Origin of the sequence: Roseateles amylovorans, assembly GCF_025398155.2 — a bacterium.
Taxonomy (GTDB): domain Bacteria; phylum Pseudomonadota; class Gammaproteobacteria; order Burkholderiales; family Burkholderiaceae_C; genus Roseateles; species Roseateles amylovorans.
The window spans coordinates 4,347,778-4,365,168 of sequence record NZ_CP104562.2 but is presented as its reverse complement, the minus strand read 5'-3'; the positions used below and the strand labels follow the sequence as shown (position 1 = coordinate 4,365,168).

At 66.7% G+C, this 17,391-nt stretch carries 13 protein-coding genes and 1 riboswitch; of the genes, 5 read left to right on the top strand and 8 right to left on the bottom strand.

Annotation, left to right across the window (positions count from 1 at the left end; genetic code table 11):
• Positions 1–6 precede the first annotated feature (6 nt).
• Together N4261_RS18010 and N4261_RS18005 are read left to right on the top strand one after the other, a co-directional pair.
• A complete protein-coding gene (locus N4261_RS18010; RefSeq protein WP_261760760.1) occupies positions 7–1,482 on the top strand; it encodes a sensor histidine kinase in 1,476 nt (491 codons plus the stop codon).
• Positions 1,483–1,672: 190 nt separating this feature from the next.
• Positions 1,673–1,813, top strand: coding sequence for an RES family NAD+ phosphorylase (locus N4261_RS18005; RefSeq protein ID WP_261756656.1), 141 nt, complete (start codon positions 1,673–1,675; stop codon positions 1,811–1,813).
• 146 nt (positions 1,814–1,959) lie between these two features.
• Here the strand turns inward: N4261_RS18005 and N4261_RS18000 are convergent, their stop codons facing one another.
• Positions 1,960–3,876 carry a glucokinase gene (locus tag N4261_RS18000; protein ID WP_261756655.1) on the bottom strand — a complete coding sequence of 639 codons (1,917 nt, stop codon included), beginning with the start codon at positions 3,874–3,876 and terminating at the stop codon, positions 1,960–1,962.
• 377 nt (positions 3,877–4,253) lie between these two features.
• On the opposite strand from N4261_RS18000, the gene glk reads away from it, so the two are divergent.
• Positions 4,254–5,342: a glucokinase gene (gene glk, locus N4261_RS17995; RefSeq protein WP_261756654.1), complete on the top strand. Its 1,089-nt coding sequence runs from the start codon at positions 4,254–4,256 to the stop codon at positions 5,340–5,342.
• Between the two features lie 888 nt (positions 5,343–6,230).
• Entirely contained in the window at positions 6,231–9,035 is a 2,805-nt protein-coding gene (locus N4261_RS17990) for a TonB-dependent receptor (protein WP_261756653.1), read from the top strand.
• A gap of 234 nt (positions 9,036–9,269) precedes the next feature.
• Here the strand turns inward: N4261_RS17990 and N4261_RS17985 are convergent, their stop codons facing one another.
• The 7 genes from N4261_RS17985 to N4261_RS17955 are packed head-to-tail and all read right to left on the bottom strand — an operon-like array spanning position 9,270 to position 15,932.
• On the bottom strand, positions 9,270–11,366 hold the full coding sequence (locus N4261_RS17985) for a flagellar biosynthesis protein FlhA (RefSeq protein ID WP_261756652.1): 2,097 nt from the start codon (positions 11,364–11,366) through the stop codon (positions 9,270–9,272).
• The gene (gene flhB / locus N4261_RS17980; protein ID WP_261756651.1) at positions 11,363–12,682 is read right to left on the bottom strand and encodes a flagellar type III secretion system protein FlhB; all 1,320 of its coding nucleotides are present in this window, start codon (positions 12,680–12,682) and stop codon (positions 11,363–11,365) included. Before flhB ends, N4261_RS17985 begins: the two co-directional genes overlap by 4 nt.
• On the bottom strand, positions 12,675–13,472 hold the full coding sequence (locus tag N4261_RS17975) for a flagellar biosynthetic protein FliR (RefSeq protein WP_435532074.1): 798 nt from the start codon (positions 13,470–13,472) through the stop codon (positions 12,675–12,677). Before N4261_RS17975 ends, flhB begins: the two co-directional genes overlap by 8 nt.
• Positions 13,473–13,503: 31 nt before the next feature.
• Positions 13,504–13,773 carry a flagellar biosynthesis protein FliQ gene (gene fliQ / locus N4261_RS17970; protein ID WP_261756649.1) on the bottom strand — a complete coding sequence of 90 codons (270 nt, stop codon included), beginning with the start codon at positions 13,771–13,773 and terminating at the stop codon, positions 13,504–13,506.
• A gap of 22 nt (positions 13,774–13,795) precedes the next feature.
• A complete protein-coding gene (gene fliP / locus N4261_RS17965) occupies positions 13,796–14,617 on the bottom strand; it encodes a flagellar type III secretion system pore protein FliP (protein WP_261756648.1) in 822 nt (273 codons plus the stop codon).
• The gene (locus N4261_RS17960) at positions 14,614–14,970 is read right to left on the bottom strand and encodes a FliM/FliN family flagellar motor switch protein (protein WP_261760759.1); all 357 of its coding nucleotides are present in this window, start codon (positions 14,968–14,970) and stop codon (positions 14,614–14,616) included. The genes fliP and N4261_RS17960 overlap by 4 nt, the downstream gene beginning before the upstream one ends.
• A 2-nt stretch (positions 14,971–14,972) precedes the next feature.
• Positions 14,973–15,932, bottom strand: coding sequence for a FliM/FliN family flagellar motor C-terminal domain-containing protein (locus N4261_RS17955; RefSeq protein WP_261756647.1), 960 nt, complete (start codon positions 15,930–15,932; stop codon positions 14,973–14,975).
• A 463-nt stretch (positions 15,933–16,395) separates the two neighbouring features.
• Positions 16,396–16,503, top strand: a riboswitch (cyclic di-GMP riboswitch).
• Between the two features lie 522 nt (positions 16,504–17,025).
• Here N4261_RS17955 and fliE point away from each other — a divergent pair.
• A complete protein-coding gene (fliE, locus tag N4261_RS17950) occupies positions 17,026–17,379 on the top strand; it encodes a flagellar hook-basal body complex protein FliE (RefSeq protein WP_261756646.1) in 354 nt (117 codons plus the stop codon).
• The last annotated feature ends 12 nt before the right edge of the window (positions 17,380–17,391 follow it).

The following is a 17,391-nucleotide window of genomic DNA, read 5'->3' as shown; positions in this document are numbered from 1 at the left end:
CTGACCATGTTCGTGGCCGGCATGGCGCTGAGCGTGGGCATTGTCTCGGTGGCGGTGCTGATGCTGGCCCAGAGCTTCAGCCAGCGTCTGCTGCACAGCGGCATCGAGGACTACACCGAAGCGATTGCCGAGCACCTGCGCTTCGATGCGCACGGCGTGCCGGTCGGCGTGGATGAATCGAAGATCGAGCCGTGGCTGTTCAGCAGCCTGGCCGAGGAACTCTCCATGCGCATCCTCGACGGTGCGGGCCGGGTGATCCACAGCAGCGAGCCGATGGCGCAGTCCCTTGCGCTGGCTCCTGAAGGCGAAGCCTTCGACCCCGAGCGCCGCTCCTTCGCCTTTCACCGCAACGGAATCGCCATGCATGGCGCCACTGTGCGCTTCACCCATGCGGGTCGCCCGTGGATGTTCCAGTTCGCGACCAGCGACCGACTGGTGCTGCGGATGCGCGATTCCATCGGCCTTCCCGCAGTGGGCCGCGGCATTGCGGCGACCTGCGGCGTGTTCTTGATCATCTTTTTCGTCACCATCCACCTCACGCTCAAGCGCGCGCTGCAGCCGCTGCGCGATGCCTCGGCCGACGCGCAGCGCATCACGCCGCGCACGCTGGACGAGCGCATCCAGGTCGAGGCGCAACCGGCCGAGATCCGGCCACTGGTGACCGCGTTCAACCAGGCGCTGGACCGCCTGCAGAACGGCTTCCGAACCCAGCAGGAATTTCTCGCCAGCGCGGCGCATGAGCTGAAGACGCCGCTCGCCTTGATCCGCGCGCAGGTGGAGTTGGGGCCGCAGGATGCGCATCGCCGGCTGCTGCTGGACGATGTCGACCGCATGGCGCGTCAGGTGCAGCAACTGCTGATGCTGGCGGAGGTCAGCGAGCCGCAGAACTACCGCATCGAGACGCTGGATCCGCGGGCGACGTTGCAGGAGGTGTTCGATTACATGAGCCGGGTCGGCGAGCGTCGGGAGGTGCACCTCGGCTTGCGGATCGACGACGACCTGCGGCACTGGCGCGCGGACCGCGGCGCGCTGTTCACCCTGCTCAAGAACCTGCTGGAGAACGCCATCCAGCACAGCCCGCCGGGGTCGGTGGTGTCGCTCACCGTCGGGCGGCTCGGGTTCAGCGTGGTCGACCAGGGCCCGGGCGTGACGGCTGACCAACTGCCGCGGCTCTTCGAGCGCTTCTGGCGCGGGCCGGACCGGCGGGAGGAGGGCGCGGGTCTGGGGCTGTCCATCTGCACCGAAATTGCCACCGCCCACGGCTGGCGCCTGACGCCCCATTGCGCGGCACCCGGCCAGGGCCTGACGATGCGCGCGGAGATGCCGGGATCCGCCGCCTTGAAGCTGGAGCAGGGGAGCCGCGGAAAGGCGGGGTCTCGCCCGCCGGAGCCCGCCCCCCGAGGGGCTGCGGCGCGGCCACGCGAGGGGGCCGCGTCGCTGCGGCAATCGGCGGGGCGTGCGGTGAGCGAAGCGCTGTTTTAACGCCGGCAGGTGGCTCCTGCGGCGCAGATGGTGAATTGGGTGGCGTAGGCCAACGGCCGTTGGCCGACTTCGGGCCCCACCTCGACGATCTGAAGCGCTGCTTCGACCACTGCCGCGCGTTCCCGAACGAAACGCCGCAGTGCCCGCCGTGAGCTGACAACGTCGACCGTGCGGGCCGAGGCTGCGGTCGATGGACAGCGCGCTGCTGGTCGTGCCCTCGGTGATCGTGCCGGAAGAGTGCAACGTGCTGGTCAACCCCCGGCATGCTCAGGCGCAGCAGATTTCCGCCACCAAGCTTCGCCCCTGGTTCTACGACCAACGCTTCAAGTAGGCGGCCGTTGTGGGGCCCCGTCCGCCCTCGGTGAAGTGGGTCCGGTTGGGGTCGACGGACGCGTCCCCAAAGGCCGGATGCGCTGGATGCGCTGCATCGCAGCGCAGTCGCGACTCAGCGACTCAGCGACTCAGCGACTCAGCGACTCAGCGACTGTGCGCCGTCAACTTGGACAGCGGCGAGGCCAGGCTCACGCCGGGCGCGGCGCGGCGTGCAGCAGCGCGCGCTTCCTCGGTGGTGAGCGATTCATCCAGCTCCTCCTTCACCGGTGCGCCCCGCAGGGCCTGGCCGGCCGGATCGCGCCGCATGGCCACGCCCACGGCCAGCATGTCGATCACCAGCAGATGAAGAATCCGGCTGATCATCGGCAGGTGGGTGGCCACGTCCTCGACGTGATCGACGATCAAGCTCGCATCCGCCTTCTTGGCCAGCGGTGACTGGCTGGCCGTGATCGCCAGCACATGGGCGCCGCGCTCGCGCGCCGCGTCCGCGACCGCAATCAGCTCCGGCAATTTGCCGCTGCTGCTGATGATGACCGCCACGTCGCCGCGCTTGAGCGTCTGGGCCGCCAGCAGTTGCAGCCGCGGTTCGGTGTAGGCATTGCAGGCCACCCCCAGGCGCAGGAACTTGAACTGCGCATCCTGTGCCACCACACCGTAATGGCCGATGGCAAAGAACTCGATGCGCGAGGCGCCGAGCAGCAGCTCGATGCTGCGGTCGATCATGTCCCGGTTGAGCTGGCTGCGGACCTGCAGGATGGCGGAGGCGGTGTTGCCCAGCACCTTCTCGCCCAGCTCGACCATCGAGTCGTCCTGCTTGACTTGGCTGTGACTGACCGGCACCGTGCCGGTGAGGCCGGAGGCGAGTCGGAGCTTGAAGTCGGACAGCCCCTCGCAGCCCAGAGAGCGGCAGAAGCGAATCACCGTGGGCTGGCTGACGTTGGCGGCCTTGGCGATCTCGGCGATCGGGTCGTTCAGCACCTTGCGCGAATGCGCCAGCACATGGTCGGCCACCCGTTGCTCCGCCGGCGACAAGCCGTCCCGCGCGCGCCGGATCTGGCCCACGATGGCCGACGCGCCGCCACTGTTCTGCAGGCTGCGCAACTGCGCTTCCAGAATGGCCGATGCGCCCTTGAACGTCGCGTGCTCCGCGGTGATGACGAAGGTTGGAATGCCGGCGACGTAATCGGAGAAGCGGCCCTTGTCCTCGAAGCGGGCGCGGAACCGGGAGCGGTCGAAATACTCGCCCAGTCGCGGCACGATGCCGCCGCCGATGTAGATCCCGCCCAGCGCTCCCAGCGTCACCGCCAGGTTGGCGGCGGCGGTGCCCAGCAGGGTGCAGAACAGCTCCAGCGTTTCCTCGCTGACCGGATCGGCCGCCTCCAGCGCCCGGGCGGTGATCTCCGGCGCGGTCAGCGCTTCCGCGGGGCGTTTCAGGTAGTCGGCCATCGCGCGGTACATCAGCTCCAGGCCGGGACCGGAGAGCAATCGCTCGAAGGACACATGCTCGTACTCGCCCCAGGCAAATCGCAGCAGCGCGATCTCACGCTCGTCGCGCGGGGCGAAGTTGGTGTGGCCGCCCTCGGAGCCCAGCGAGATCCAGCCGTCGCCCGCCGGAATCAGTCCCGACACGCCCAGCCCCGAGCCCGACCCCAGCAGGCCGATCACGCTGTGCGGCCGGCTCTCGCCGCCGCCGATCTGGCGGATCTCGCTGCCGCGCAGCCGCGGCAGGGCCATCGCCAGGGCGGTGAAGTCGTTGACCACCACCAGCGTCTCCAGCCCCAGCCGTTGGCGGGCTTCCTCGATCGAGAACTGCCAGTGGTAGTTGGTCATGCGCACCAGATCGCCTTCCACCGGATTGGCAATCGCGATGGCGGCATGGGCGATGTGCAGGCGTGATGGCAGGCGATCCATGTAGGACCGCACGGCAGCGTGGAAGTCCGCATGTTCCGCGCATCGCAGCAAGGCGATGTGCTCGAACTCTCCCGAGCTGGTTTCCAGGGCGAAGCGGGCAAACGTGCCGCCAATGTCGGCGATCAACCGGGGGCTGTCGAAATCACGCATGAACAAGACGTCGGACGGGAGGGCCCGAAGGTGAGACCAACTCGGGGCGGCGGCGGCTGGGAGGCCAAGCGCAAACGCCGAGGGAAGGTCGATTATGGCGCCCCGTCCTGGGGCCGCCGGAAGGGTTCGCCCTAGCTGATCCGGCGAGGGCATGATCTTGAATTTGTAGTGTGGCTACAGCACGTTTCTTGAGGAAAAATCCCCTAAAATTTCTCAATAAATCCCTCTAAAACATAGAGTTAGAGAAGATATTGAGAGTTGATTGTCACCATCACTTTTGCGTCTCTAATTTTCTGGGGTCGTCGCTATTGTGCATTCTATGTAGTTTTGCTACCTTATAGGCTTGCGCATCAAGCGAAGACCGCAGGACCACAAGCGTGCAGATCAATCAGGGTGAAAGACCGGTGACCGTTGAGAAACTCGGCCCGGCGAGCGTCGGCAAACCAGTTCAACCGCAGGCGGTGGCCGCCAATGCGGCTGCGGGCTATCCGTGGCTGGTGGCGGACATCGGCGGCAGCAATGCCCGTTTCGGATGGGTCTCCGGCCCCGGCCAGACGGTGGCGCATGTGCGCACCCTGCCGGTGGCCCGGCACGAGTCGCTGAGCGCGGCAGCCCAGTCCTATCTGAAGGACCTGGCGGAGCTGGGCATCACCGCCCAGCCGCATCGCGCCTCGCTGGCGTTGGCGACGGCGCTGGAAGGCGACCGGGTCGAGCTGACCAACAGCCACTGGACCTTCTCCCGCAGCCAATTGGCGTCGGACCTTGGGCTCGACGAACTGGTGCTGCTCAATGACTTCGAAGCCCTGGCGCTCTCGCTGCCGGGCTTGCGGGCCGATCAGGTCACGCCGATCACCGGCCCGTCGCTGGCCGCACCCAAGGGCACTCTGGCCGTTATCGGCCCTGGCACCGGCCTGGGGGTGGGCGGCGTGGTGAAGACCGGTCTGGGTTGGGTGGCCCTGCCGGGCGAGGGCGGCCATGTGACGCTGTCGCCGGCGAATGATTTCGAGGGCGAATTGCTGGCGGTCGCCCGTCGCGAATTGCCGCATGTGTCCGCCGAGCGCTTTCTCTCCGGCATCGGCCTGCCGACCCTGCATGCCGCAGTGGCCACGGTGCTGGGCCAGTCGCCGGCGCAGCGGCTCACCGCCGAGCAGATCCTGGAACGTGCCCAATCCGGCGACGAGGTCTGCGCCCGCACGCTGGACCAGTTTTGTGCCTTCCTCGGCGGCTTTGCCGGCAACGTGGCGCTCACGCTGGGTGCGCGGGGCGGCGTCTACATCGGCGGCGGCATCGTGCCTCGCTTGGGTGAGCGCTTCTTCCGCTCGGAGTTCCGGGCTCGCTTCGAGGCCAAGGGGCGGTTCGCGTCCTACCTCTCGGCCGTGCCGTGTGTGCTGATCACCGACACGCTGGTGGCGCTCGGCGGTGCCGCCTTCGCGCTGGAGCAGGGCACCCTGCAACGTCAGTCCTGACCCTCTGGCGGTCTCCGATTGGCGAGACCGCCCCGCGCGCTGAGCCGCGCGGCTGCTGACGGCGTCGACGCCTGGGAAGGCGTCACGCCCGTTTCCTGTCTCTGAGATTGCGCCCTGCTTGGGCAGCCGTCGCTGTTCATGGCGCTGGCGCGACTTCTACGCCATCGTCGGTGCTCGGTGCTCGGTGCTCGGTGCTTGCGGGCGCGCCTGACGTGTGGCTCTTCAGCTATCTATGCCGCGCCCCACGCTGGCGGGCGTGACGGGCGCGGCTTGATCCGCCTCCGTGGTACCCCGCGCTTCACTGAGCGCCTCCGCCATCGGGCGCATGCTGACTTGCGTGCCTCGTCTTGCCTTGCCGGCGGTGCCCGGTGTGCCGTCGCACGCGAGCCTTCGACGACACCCCCGTTGATGCGCGTTGCTCGCTGATCCCCCCAACGCTTCTCGCGCCGGCCTGGCGGTTGCCCGGTGCCGGCGATGCGCTGCTGCGCCATTGGCTGTAGTTGCCTCAAGCCTTGTCGCGTCGCGTCGCAGACAGCGCTGCCAGAGATCGCGCCCGTGAATGGGGTTGGCATCTGTAGTCGAGCTACATCGACGCCTTCCTGTGCTCATCCGATCGTCGGTAATCTGCCGTTAATCTATCGAAAGATCAGTATTAACCCTTGGTGATTGCCCGTAACTTCGTGGTTTTCACGCCAATCGAGAGCGATTCAAGCCTCTCAAGGGTTTGCGAGAGCTTTGTTGAGAATCTAGTTTTAGTACAGAATTCTTTCGAATGTTGGGCGCCGAGGGTCTGCGACGTGGCGGTCGGGCCGCAGCGTCAGGCGATCTGGCCCGACAAAGACGCGGACACCTCGAACCGCGAATGCACAGAGCGACAGGAGACAAACCATGAAGACTTCGCACGCCTCGCGCGAGCTGTTCCGTGTCCAGCCGGTGGCTGCCGGCTGCATGTTGCTGGCCTTGATGGCCGGCGCCGCCCAGGCCCAGGTGCAAGCGCCAGCGCCAGCGCCTTCCGCCGCTGCGGCGACGCCCGCCCCGCGCGAGGCCGAGCAGAAGGCCGCCGCCGACAAGACCCTGGACACCGTCACCGTGACCGGCATCCGTCGCGGTATCGAAGCGGCGATCTCGGTCAAGAAGAATTCCGACTCCATCGTCGAGGCTGTGTCTGCCGAGGACATCGGCAAGCTGCCGGATGTGTCGATCGCCGAATCGATCGCGCGGCTGCCGGGCGTGTCGGCGCAGCGCGCCGCGGGTCGTGCGCAGGTGATCTCGGTGCGCGGCCTGTCGCCCGACTTCGCCACCACGCTGCTCAATGGCCGCGAACTGGTCAGCACCGGCGACAACCGCAGCGTCGAGTTCGACCAATACCCCTCCGAACTGCTCAGCGGCGTCACCATCTACAAGACGCCCGACGCCGGCCTGATCGGCCAGGGCCTGTCCGGCACCATCGACATGCTGACCGTCCGCCCGCTGGACTTCGGCAGCCGGGTGGTCTCGCTCAATGCCCGCGGCCAGCGCAACTCGCTGGGCGGCGCCGGCGGCAAGAGCGGCAACGGCAACCGCGTCAGCGCCAGCTACATCGACCAGTTTGCGAACCGCACCATCGGCGTGTCGATCGGCTTTGCGCATCAGGAAACACCGGTGCAGGAGGAGCAGGTCGGCCTGTACGAGCCCTGGAAGACGCTGGGCACCAGCGGTCTGCCCGCCAACCTCTACACCAGCGAAGGCATCAAGGCCCTGCGTCGCACCGGCCGCACCGAGCGCGACGGCGTGATGGCCACGGTCGAGTTCCGTCCCAACACGATGTGGACCAGCGTGGTCGATGGCTTCTGGTCGCGGGCCAAGCAGGAAGACACCGCCAACCAGTTCGAAATGAGCATGACCTGGAACGGCAACGGCCGTCCGCCGATTGCCTGGAGCGGTGTGGGCGTCAACGGCAACAACAGCCAGACCGGCGGCAGCGTCACCAACATCTATCCGCTGATCCGCGGCATGTACAACAAGCGCGACGACAAGATCGTCGCCGCCGGCTGGAACAACAAGCTGCGCTTCGAGAGCGGCGTGCAACTGACCGCTGACGTCAACTACTCCCGCGCCACCCGCAACGAGGTCATCCTGGAGAACAACACCCAGCTGGCCACCTCGGTCCCGCTGGACACGGTCAACCTGGCATTCAAGTCGGGCGACTTCTCCCAGATCAAGGCCGGCCTGAACTACGCCGATCCCAGCCAGCTGTTCCTGCAGGACACCATCTACGGCTCGGGTTATGGCAAGACGCCCAGCGTCAAGGATGACCTCACCGGCTTCAAGCTGGTGGCCAAGCTGCCGACCAGCGGCATGGTGTCGAACTGGTTCTCTGATGTCGATGTCGGCCTGAACTACGCCGACCGCTCCAAGAAGAAGCGCCAGCCCGAAGGCAACATCAACCTCGGCCCCCAGGGGGTGACCGCGATCGGTTCGGACCTGCAATACGGTCTGGTCGACCTCGGGTTCGCGGGTCTGGGATCGATCCCGGCCTGGAATGTGCCCGCGGCCGTCGCCCGCTACATGAGCTTCCTGCCGACCGAATCGCTGAGCTACCTGATTCCCAAGGCTTGGCAGGTCAAGGAAAAGGCCACCACCGCCTTCCTGAAGGGCAACATCGATGCGACCACCTTCGGCCTGCCGATGCGCGGCAACATCGGCCTGCAGGTGATCCGCACCGACCAGTCCTCGCAGTCCAACTATTTCGACGGCACCGCCAACGGCGGCCAGGGCGCGGTCAAGCCGATCGAGGGCGGCAAGACCTACACCGACTACCTGCCGGCCATGAACCTGGCCTGGACACTGCCCGGTGACCAGACGGTGCGCTTCGCGCTGGCCAAGCAGATGGCCCGTCCGCGGGTGGAGCAGCTCAACGCCGGCATCGAGTTCGGCGTGAACAGCAGCACCGGCGAGCCGGGTGCCTCGGGCGGCAATCCGGCGCTCAAGCCCTGGCGTGCCAATGCGGTGGATCTGTCCTGGGAGAAGTACTTCGGCTCCAAGGCCTATGTCGCCGCAGCGGCCTACTACAAGGACCTGCGCAGCTACATCTACAAGCAGACCGTCGACAACTACGATTTCTCCAGCTTCGTCGCCGGCTATGTGCCTCAGCCGGGCCAGCCCGATGCCCAGCTCACCGGCAACTTCACCGCGCCCTACAACGGTGAGGGCGGAAAGCTCAAGGGCCTGGAGCTGAGCGCCTCGCTGCCGTTCAACCTGATCAGCAAGTCGCTCAACGGCTTCGGCCTGACCGCCAGCGCCAGCTTCAACAGCAGCAGCATCCGCATCGTGGATCCGGACAGCGCCAACAGCGTCGGCTCGGGTCCGATCGCGCTGCCCGGCCTGTCCAAGCGGGTCTACAACCTGACGGCCTATTACGAGATCGATGGCTTCGAGTTCCGCATCAGCCAGCGCAAGCGGTCCGACTTCATCGGCGAGATCGGCAACTTCAACGGCGCGCGCTCGCTGCGCTATGTGGTGGGCGAGAGCATCGTGGATGCGCAGATCGGCTACAACTTCACCGACGGTCCGCTGAAGGGGCTGGGCCTGCTGGCTCAGGTCAACAACCTGACCGACGAGGCGTATCGCACCTACGCCATCACCAAGGATCGCCCGCTGGAGTACGTCAAGTGGGGCCGCACCTTCCTGGTGGGCGCGAACTACAAGTTCTGATCTCGGTGACCCGGGCGATCGCATTCGGTGCGATCACCCGGCGATGTCCGTCTTCGCCATGCCGCCGCGCGTCAGCCCGGCGGCATGTTCGTTTCAAGGCTCGCGGCCTGCTGACTGCGGCTCGCGGCCTGCTGACTGCGGCCCGCGGCCTGTGGCTGAACGTGCAGCGGTCAGCTCACAGGTCATCGCCCGCAGCGGGTGATGGGCCTGCCGGATCGCGCGTCAGTCCGGGACTCAACCGAGGGTGCCCAGCACCGCGATCTCCTTGTGCTCCGGCACCTCGTTGTACGACAGCACCGACAACCCCGGCGCAAAGAGCCGCGCATAGCGGGCCAGCAGCGGCCGCACCTGCGGCATGACCAGCAGGGCCGGCGAGGCGCCCTGGGCCTTCATCTGATCGCGTGCCGACGGCATGTGCTGCTGCAGCTGCGACAGCAACTGCGGGTCCACCGGGAAGCTGTCCAGCTGCACCTTCGCACCACCGCCGCGCGCCTGGTTGAGCGCATTCAGCAGATGGTTCTCCAGATCGGCGCCCAGGTTGAACACCCGCAAGGCGCCGAGCGCGCCCTGCGGCCCGAGCAACTGCGCCACGATCTGGCGCTTCAAGGCGCAGCGGACTTCCGCGGCCAGCAGGATCGGGTCCTTGGTGGCTTCGGCGTTCTCGACCAGCGTCGAGGCGATGCTCTGGATGTCCTTCACCGCCACGCCCTCGGCCAGCAGCAGCCGCATCACCTTCAACAGCTGTGCATGGGTGAAGGCCTTGTCCAATGCCACGCCCAGCTTGGGGGCGATCGCATTCAGGCGCTCCAGCAGCGCGGCGATGTCGTCAAACCGCAGCAGCTCCGGCAACTGCTCGCGCAAGATCTTGCTGACATGGGTCGCTACCACGCTGGCCACATCCACCACCTGATAGCCCAGCCCCAGCGCATGGGCCTTGGCCTCGCTGCTGATCCAGGTGACCGGCATGCCGTAGGCCGGATCGAAGCCGGGCACGCCGTCCAGGTCGCCGTAGACCTGGCCGGAGGCGATCGCCATCAGTCGATCGGGATAGAGCTCCGCCTGTGCCACCACCGCGCCGCTGAGCGAGATCGCATACTGGTTGGGCTTGAGCGACAGGTCATCCCGCACCGACAGCGTCGGCAACAGCACGCCCAGCGATTCGCTCATCGATTGCCGCATGCCGCGCACCCGCGCCTGCAGCGGCGCGCCCTGCGCCGGGTCGATCAGGTTCACCAGCTTGTAGCCCAGGCTGACGGCCACCGGCTCCACTACCGGCAGGGCCTGCCAATCGATCTCCGGCGGCGTGCCGGCCATCAGGGCGGCCTCCACCGGCGCAGCCGGCTGCACCGCCTCGGCACTGCGCCCGGCCATGCGCCAGCCGGCATACGCCAGCGCCAGGCCGAAGGCGCTGAAAGCCATCCACGGCATGCCCGGGATCATCGCCAGCACCAGCATCACCCCTGCGGCGCTGTAGAGCACCTGCGGTGAGGCCAGCATCTGCTCGCTGACCTGCTGCTCGAACTCGCCCGAATCGCTCACCCGGGTGACGATGATCGCCGCGGCGGCGGACAGCAGCAGCGCGGGAATCTGCGCGACCAGGCCGTCACCGATCGTCAGCAGGCCGTATTGGCGCACCGCCTCCGCCAGGCTCAGTCCATGCATGAGGGCGCCGATGGCCACGCCGCCCACCAGGTTGATCAGCAGGATCAGGATGGAGGCGATCGCATCGCCCCGCACGAACTTGCTGGCGCCGTCCATCGCGCCGTAGAAATCCGCCTCGGTGCCGACGTCCTTGCGGCGCCGCTGCGCCTGTTCCTGGTTGATCAGGCCGGCATTCAGATCGGCATCGATGGCCATCTGCTTGCCGGGCAGCGCGTCCAGCGTGAAGCGCGCCGAGACTTCAGAGATCCGCTCCGCGCCCTTGGTGACGACGATGAAGTTCACCACCATCAGGATCACGAACACCACCAGACCGACGATGAAATTGCCGCCGATGACCACGTTGCCGAAGGACTCGATCACTCGGCCCGCGGCATGGGTGCCTTCATGACCGTGCAGCAGCACCACGCGGGTGGAGGCCACGTTCAGTGACAGCCGCATCAGCGTGGTCGCCAGGATCACGCTGGGGAAGATCGAGAAGTCCAGCGGCCGCTTGCTGTTCACGCTCACCAGGATCACCACCAGTGACAGCACGATGTTGAAGGTGAACAGCACATCCAGCAGCACCGGCGGCAGCGGCAGGATGACCATGCCGAGGATGGCGAGCAGGAACAGCGGTGCGGCGATGCGCAGGTCACGCAGCTGCAGGCGGAGGGTGGAGAGCAGGTTCATGCGCGGTACTCGGGGGAGGGCGGTGCGGTGGGGGCCGGGCTCACGGCCGGGTCGGCCGCCTGTCGAGCGCGAGGGGCCTCGGTGGGGCGCCCTGCGGTGGCGGTGTTGCGCCGCGGTTCATGCGAGGCGGCCGCAGCAGCAGACGCCTGGCTGTCGGCCTCGGACGGCGCCTGCGGCGCTGGATCGGACAGATGGCGCGGCACGGGCAGGTCGGGCGACAGTCGCGGCTCGGTGCGGCGCTGACCGGCGCGGAAGGCTCTGAGCTGCATCACATGGCTGAGCACCTGCGCCACCGCCTGGTAGAGCGAGGCGGGGATCTGCTGCCGCACCTGCGAGCTGTTGTAGAGCGCGCGCGCCAGCGGCGGCAGTTCCAGCAGATGCACCTGATGGTCGAGCGCCAGGCGGCGGATGTAGAGCGCCATTTCGTCCACGCCCTTGGCCACCACATAGGGGGCTTCGGCCTTGGCGCTGTCATAGCGCAGCGCGACCGCATAGTGCTCGGGATTGACGATCACCACATCCGCCTGCGGCACCTCCTTGCGCACGCTGCGTCGGGCGATCTGCTGCTGCAGCTGGCGGATGCGCTGGCGGACTTCGGGCCGTCCTTCGTTCTGCTTGTATTCGTCCTTCACTTCCTGCTTGCTCATGCGCTGACCGCGCAGGAAGAACAGGCGCTGCAGCGGCAGGTCGATCACCGCATACAAGGCCAGCACCGACGCCAGCGTCAACAGCGCATCCATCACCAGATCGGCCGCGCGCGCCAGGGCCGCCGGCAGCGGCAGGGCCTGCAGCCGCACATACTCGCCGGCCAGGCTGGTGGTCAGCCACACCAGCACGCCCAGCACGCCAGCGACCTTCATCAAGGTCGCGGCCAGATCGCTGTAATGCTTGCCGCTGAACAGCCGGCCCAGATTGCCCAGAGGATTCAAGCGCGAGAAGCGCGGCGCCCAGAGCGACGCGGAGAAGATCACGCCGCCGCTCAACTGCGCCGCCACGATCACCGCCGCCGGCAGCACGAGCAGCGGCAGCAACAGCTGCGTCATCAGCCACAGCGCTTCGTGGGCTGTCTCGCCCCACATCGTCTGCAGGCCCTGCAGGGGATCCTGTCCATCCAGCGGCGCGAGCGCCAGACGGAACAATCGGCCGAACTGGTCGAGATAGTGCGGCGCCATCCAGACCAGCAGCTTCAGGCCCAGCAGCAGTCCGACCGCGGCCGCGATGTCCTTGCTGCGGGCGACCTGGCCCTGCTCGCGGGCCTTGCGGAGCTTCTGCTCCGACGGCTTCTCGGTCTTGTCGGCGCTGGAAGACTCAGCCATGGCCGCCGCCCCCCGTGCCCAGCAGGCTGACGGCACCGCCGGTCCGCATGCCTTGCTCGATCATGCGAAGCAACTGTTCGGTCATGCGCAGGTAGTGGGCGGGCACCTGGGCGAGCATCTGCGTCAGCATGAACAGGCCGAACAGCGTGACCAGCGAATAGCCCAGCGAAAACAGGTTGAGCGCCGGGGCCACCCGGTTCAGGAAGCCCATGCCCAGCTGCACCACGAGCGTCGCGGCCACCACCGGCAGGGCCAGCAGCAAGGCCGCGGAGAACACCCAGGCCAGGTTGTAGACCAGGTTCTGCAGGGTGATCAGCGACAGTCCGGCGCCCACCGGCCAGGCCCGGAAACTCTCGCCCAGCACGGCGGTGAACAGCAGATGGCCGTCCATGCTGAAGAAGGCCAGCACGCACAGCACATTCAACAAGGCGGTGACCACGTCCGACGAGCTGCCGTTGATCGGATCATTCAACACCGCCATCGCCAGCCCCAGCTGCGACGAGAGCAGGAAGCCCAGCACGCCGATCACCGCCATCGCCAGATGGAAGCTCAGCCCGATTGCCAGCCCCAGCACCGCCTGCTCGGCCGCCGCGAGGATGCCTTGCATCGAGAAGATCGGAATGGCCACCGCCGTCGATTGCGAGACCGGCATCAGCACCACCGCCAGCACCAGCGCCAACAGCGCCCGCACCGCCATCGGGATGCCGGCGTCCCCGATCGTGGGGGCGGCCGTCAGCAACGCCATGGCGCGGCAGAACGGCCACCACAACGCGGAAAGCCAAGGCAGCAGTTGGCTGATCTCGAGTTCCACGGTGCGGCCCTCAGCTGACCAGATGCGCCGCGCGCTCGAAGATCGACACGCAGAAGTCCATCAGCAGGCTCACCATCCAGCGGCCCGCCACGCCCAGCACCAGCAGCGTCACCAGCAACCGCGGCAGGAAGGCCAGGGTCTGCTCGTTGATCTGGGTGGCGGCCTGGAACAGCGCCACCACCAGGCCGATCAACAGCCCCGGCAGGATCAGCACCAACACCAGCAGCAGGGTGAGGTTGAGGCTTTCACCGATCAGATCGATCGCGATGTCAGGCGTCATCGGCAGCTCCCGGCGCACATCGTCATCCGCCCATGCCGCGCACGCTGGCGACCAGCGTGTTGACCGTCAGCGTCCAGCCGTCGACCAGCACGAACAGCAGCAGCTTCAGCGGCAGCGAGATCACCAGCGGCGACAGCATCATCATGCCCATCGCCATCAGCACCGAGGACACCACCAGATCGATCACCAGGAACGGGATGAACAGCATGCAGCCGATCTGGAAGGCGGTCTTGAGCTCCGACAGCGTGAACGCCGCCAGCTTGACCGGGAAGCTGTGGTCCTCCGGCCGGGCCACGGCGGTCTCGCCCGAGAGCTGCGCAATCTGCGCCAGTGCGGCCTTGCTGGTCTGGGCCAGCATGAAGCGCGAGATCGGCGCCTCGGCGATGCGCAGCGCCTGGGTGAGGGTGATCTTTTCGTCGTCGTAGGGCTTGAGGGCCTGGTCGTAGACCTGCTGGCCCACCGGTCGCATGACCAGGATGGTGAGGATCAGCGCCACACCGGTCACCAGCCGATTGGGCAGCCCCTGCTGCAAACCGAGCGCCTGGCGCAGCAGCGACAGCACGATCACGAACCGGGTGAAGCAGGTCATCATCAGCACCAGCACGGGCAGCAGCCCGAGCAGCGTCATGATGACCAGGACCTGGGTCTTCAGCGTGAAGTCGCCGATCGCGCCGCCCGCGCCGGCCACTTTGAGCGTGGCTGCCGCCGCAGGATGGGAGGCCGCCCACAGCAGCGCGACGACCCCTGCGGCCCGCAGCCCCGTGGCCGCCTGCCTGAGTCGCCCGCCGGTCAGGCCTCGCCCTCCCTGGTGCGGAAGGTGGCTGAGGTCGGTGAGGCGGTTCATGCGCCGGGCGCGTCCAGGGCGTCCAGATTCAGGCCATCGATGTCCAGCACCCGCAGCGCATGGCTGTCGCCGCTGACCACCACCTCCGCATGCCCGATCGCGGTGCCGTTCACCTTGATGACCAGCGGCGCGCCGGCCAGCGTGTCCAGCTCCACGACGCTGTCGGGACGCAACTGCGCCAGGTCATGCAGCGAGAGCCGGGCCTCGCCGACTTCCAGCGTCAGCGTGACCGCGATCTTGCGCATCAGTGCGGGCAGGTCGCGGCCCGCGGGGCGCGGCTCGACCGGGGCCGGACTGGCCGACTGCGGCTGGTCCAGCAGGCCGGCGATCAGGTCGTCGTCGCTCATCATCATCATCACTCCAGATCTTCGAAAGAGGTCAGGCACAACTTGCCCTGGTGTTCCGCGACGGCGGCCCGCATCAGCGCGGCGCCTTCGACGATCACCGTGGCATCCGTCAGCCGGATCGGGATCAGCGCACCGGGCTGGAGATCCAGCACCGTGCCCAGCGCCATTTCCCGCTCCAGCAGACGCGCCTGCAGGGACAAGGTCAGCCGTCGCGCAAGCGGTGGCTTGGCGGGCGGCTTCGGTCGCGCACGGTGGGCCTCGGCGCTGAGTTGTCGCAGCAGCGGCTGCACATAGGCGCCGCTCAGCGCCAGGCGCAGCGGCATGTCGCGCGCGGGGTCGGCGGCGTCGCGGATCAGCACCCGCATTTCCCAGGCGTCGGCGCCCAGGTCCGGCAGGCTGCCCAGTTGCATCGACGGGAGGTCGTCGGTGGGGGACAGGTCTTGCAGATCGTGGGTTCCGTCCGGCTGCGCGGCCTGCGCCAGCAGCTGCAGCGAGAGGCCGCAGAACTGGCGTGCCAACGACTGCAGCAGGCGATCCTCGGTGGCCGTCGGCAGCTTGGCGGGCGCCGGGCTGGCGGGCGAGTCCGGTGCAGCGGGCGCATCGGTGCCCAATCCCAGGCGTCGCGCCAGCAGGGCCAGCACCAGACTGCGGTCGATCCGGCAGGCCAGCAGGCCGGCGGGGCCCGGGGTTCGCAGCCAGCGCAGCGCGTCGGGATCCAGGGTGTCGGCCTCGCGCGTGGCGCGATCAAGCGGCTGCAGGCTCAGCGCATGCAGGTCATAGCGGGCGTGGTAGCGGCGATTCCAGGGCAGGCACAGCTTGCGCTGCAACGCCTCCTGAAGTCGCAGGGCCACGCGGGGCAGCAGATGCACCGGGCGCCCCAGGCAACGGGGATCGAGCGCGGCTGGCCGTGGCGAAGGGGCTTGGCTGGGCATGGCAACAGGGCGTGAGCCGGTGACGGTGGAGGGCATGAGGTCAGGCTGCGTGGGCCATGGATGCCGCACCGTCATTTCCTGGCGCAGATCCGGACCGATGGCAGATGGGACGGATGATTGGAATTCCAAACAATTCGTCCCATAACCACTTCATTCTAGGAAGCGTCCTTCCAGAATGGCGAATGGACGGATATTTGATCCAAGAGGTTGTCGGCAATAAATCACGCTGCCGGATCCGGCGGATCTACGGATCCCATTCACCGATTTAAGCGATGGAAGGAATCCGTCGGCTTACCACTTTGGCCAGCACGGGCATTGTGGTTTCATATTTATCAATCGTTATCACTGTTGTTTCAGATTCGGGGTTGGAGCGGTGCGATGATCGCGCCGTGGTATGCGCTGTATGTCAAAGTTCGTGAACAAATTCACGGTTCGAAATATTGAGTGGCAGCGTTTGAAAACATTCGCTTGTTGCGTCTGGATGCCGCCACTACAGTCCGACACATCAGGGCACACCCGAGCGAAAGCCGGGGTCGCAAAGCCTCCGGTCTACCATTTGACGGGTCTCTATAGAGGGCCGCCGAATCACGATAGCGGGGTTGCCAGACCTGAGTCTGTGAGGCGCGTGACGCGTGCCTCTGGGCACTTGCCTGCCGGGCCCTCACGGGCCTGTTGTGACCTGCTTGGCGTTCGCCTGGGCGTTGCCCGTCCTGACACTTGATGTGACCTCGGACGGTTGACCCATGCAGCAGCAATTCTTCCTCTCTGACGCTCGATTGCGTTAACGCACGTCCATCGGCCCCCGGGCGGTGGCGGGTTTTGGCTTGTCTGCGCAACAGGCCATCCCCCGGTGCCGTCAACCCTCGAATCTCTGAATCACGGCATGGGTCCGGTGAGGGATTTCTTCGTCCCGAGCGAATCATCCTGAAACTTTTTGTAATACCGCTCGAAACTGTGGTGGGAAACCTGTTTCGTGATGGGTTTTGTCTTGAATCTCGTGCAGTCTTGATAATGCGGCGGGATTGAATAGGGTCGATGGCTGAATCATCGACAGGGTTCCGCCTGCAACCTCTGGAATATCTCCGGCAGCTCACCCCATGGTGGCGTGTCTTATAGACGGGAGAATGGAATGTCGGTCTCGACAATCAATGCCGCGATGGCGGTATCGGCGATGGATTCGCTGTTGCTGCAGGATGCTTCGCGCCTGCAGCAGGACGCTCAAAACCTCATTTCGCCTTCCAGCGATAACCTCGGTTCCGGTTCCGAGGCGACGTCCATGGGCTTCGAGCAGATGCTGCGCCGGGTGGACGATCGTCAGCAGGCGGCCAACGACCGCATGGAGGCGGTGGAGCGCGGCGAGAGCGACGACCTGGTCGGCGCGATGCTGTCGAGCCAGCAGGCCAGCCTGTCGTTCTCCATGCTGATGCAGGTGCGGAACAAGGTGGTCGGCGCGGTCGACGAGCTGATCAAGCTGCAGCTCTGAACCCCACAGGAC

What these genes read in the sequence shown, in the direction of transcription:
- N4261_RS18010 (WP_261760760.1), top strand. Translation starts at nt 7, where the DNA reads ATGTTCGTGGCCGGCATGGCGCTGAGCGTGGGCATTGTCTCGGTGGCG.
- N4261_RS18005 (WP_261756656.1), top strand. Translation starts at nt 1,673, where the DNA reads ATGGACAGCGCGCTGCTGGTCGTGCCCTCGGTGATCGTGCCGGAAGAG.
- N4261_RS18000 (WP_261756655.1), bottom strand. Translation starts at nt 3,876, where the DNA reads ATGCGTGATTTCGACAGCCCCCGGTTGATCGCCGACATTGGCGGCACG.
- N4261_RS17990 (WP_261756653.1), top strand. Translation starts at nt 6,231, where the DNA reads ATGAAGACTTCGCACGCCTCGCGCGAGCTGTTCCGTGTCCAGCCGGTG.
- N4261_RS17985 (WP_261756652.1), bottom strand. Translation starts at nt 11,366, where the DNA reads ATGAACCTGCTCTCCACCCTCCGCCTGCAGCTGCGTGACCTGCGCATC.
- flhB (WP_261756651.1), bottom strand. Translation starts at nt 12,682, where the DNA reads ATGGCTGAGTCTTCCAGCGCCGACAAGACCGAGAAGCCGTCGGAGCAG.
- fliQ (WP_261756649.1), bottom strand. Translation starts at nt 13,773, where the DNA reads ATGACGCCTGACATCGCGATCGATCTGATCGGTGAAAGCCTCAACCTC.
- fliP (WP_261756648.1), bottom strand. Translation starts at nt 14,617, where the DNA reads ATGAACCGCCTCACCGACCTCAGCCACCTTCCGCACCAGGGAGGGCGA.
- N4261_RS17960 (WP_261760759.1), bottom strand. Translation starts at nt 14,970, where the DNA reads ATGATGATGAGCGACGACGACCTGATCGCCGGCCTGCTGGACCAGCCG.
- N4261_RS17955 (WP_261756647.1), bottom strand. Translation starts at nt 15,932, where the DNA reads ATGCCCTCCACCGTCACCGGCTCACGCCCTGTTGCCATGCCCAGCCAA.
- fliE (WP_261756646.1), top strand. Translation starts at nt 17,026, where the DNA reads ATGTCGGTCTCGACAATCAATGCCGCGATGGCGGTATCGGCGATGGAT.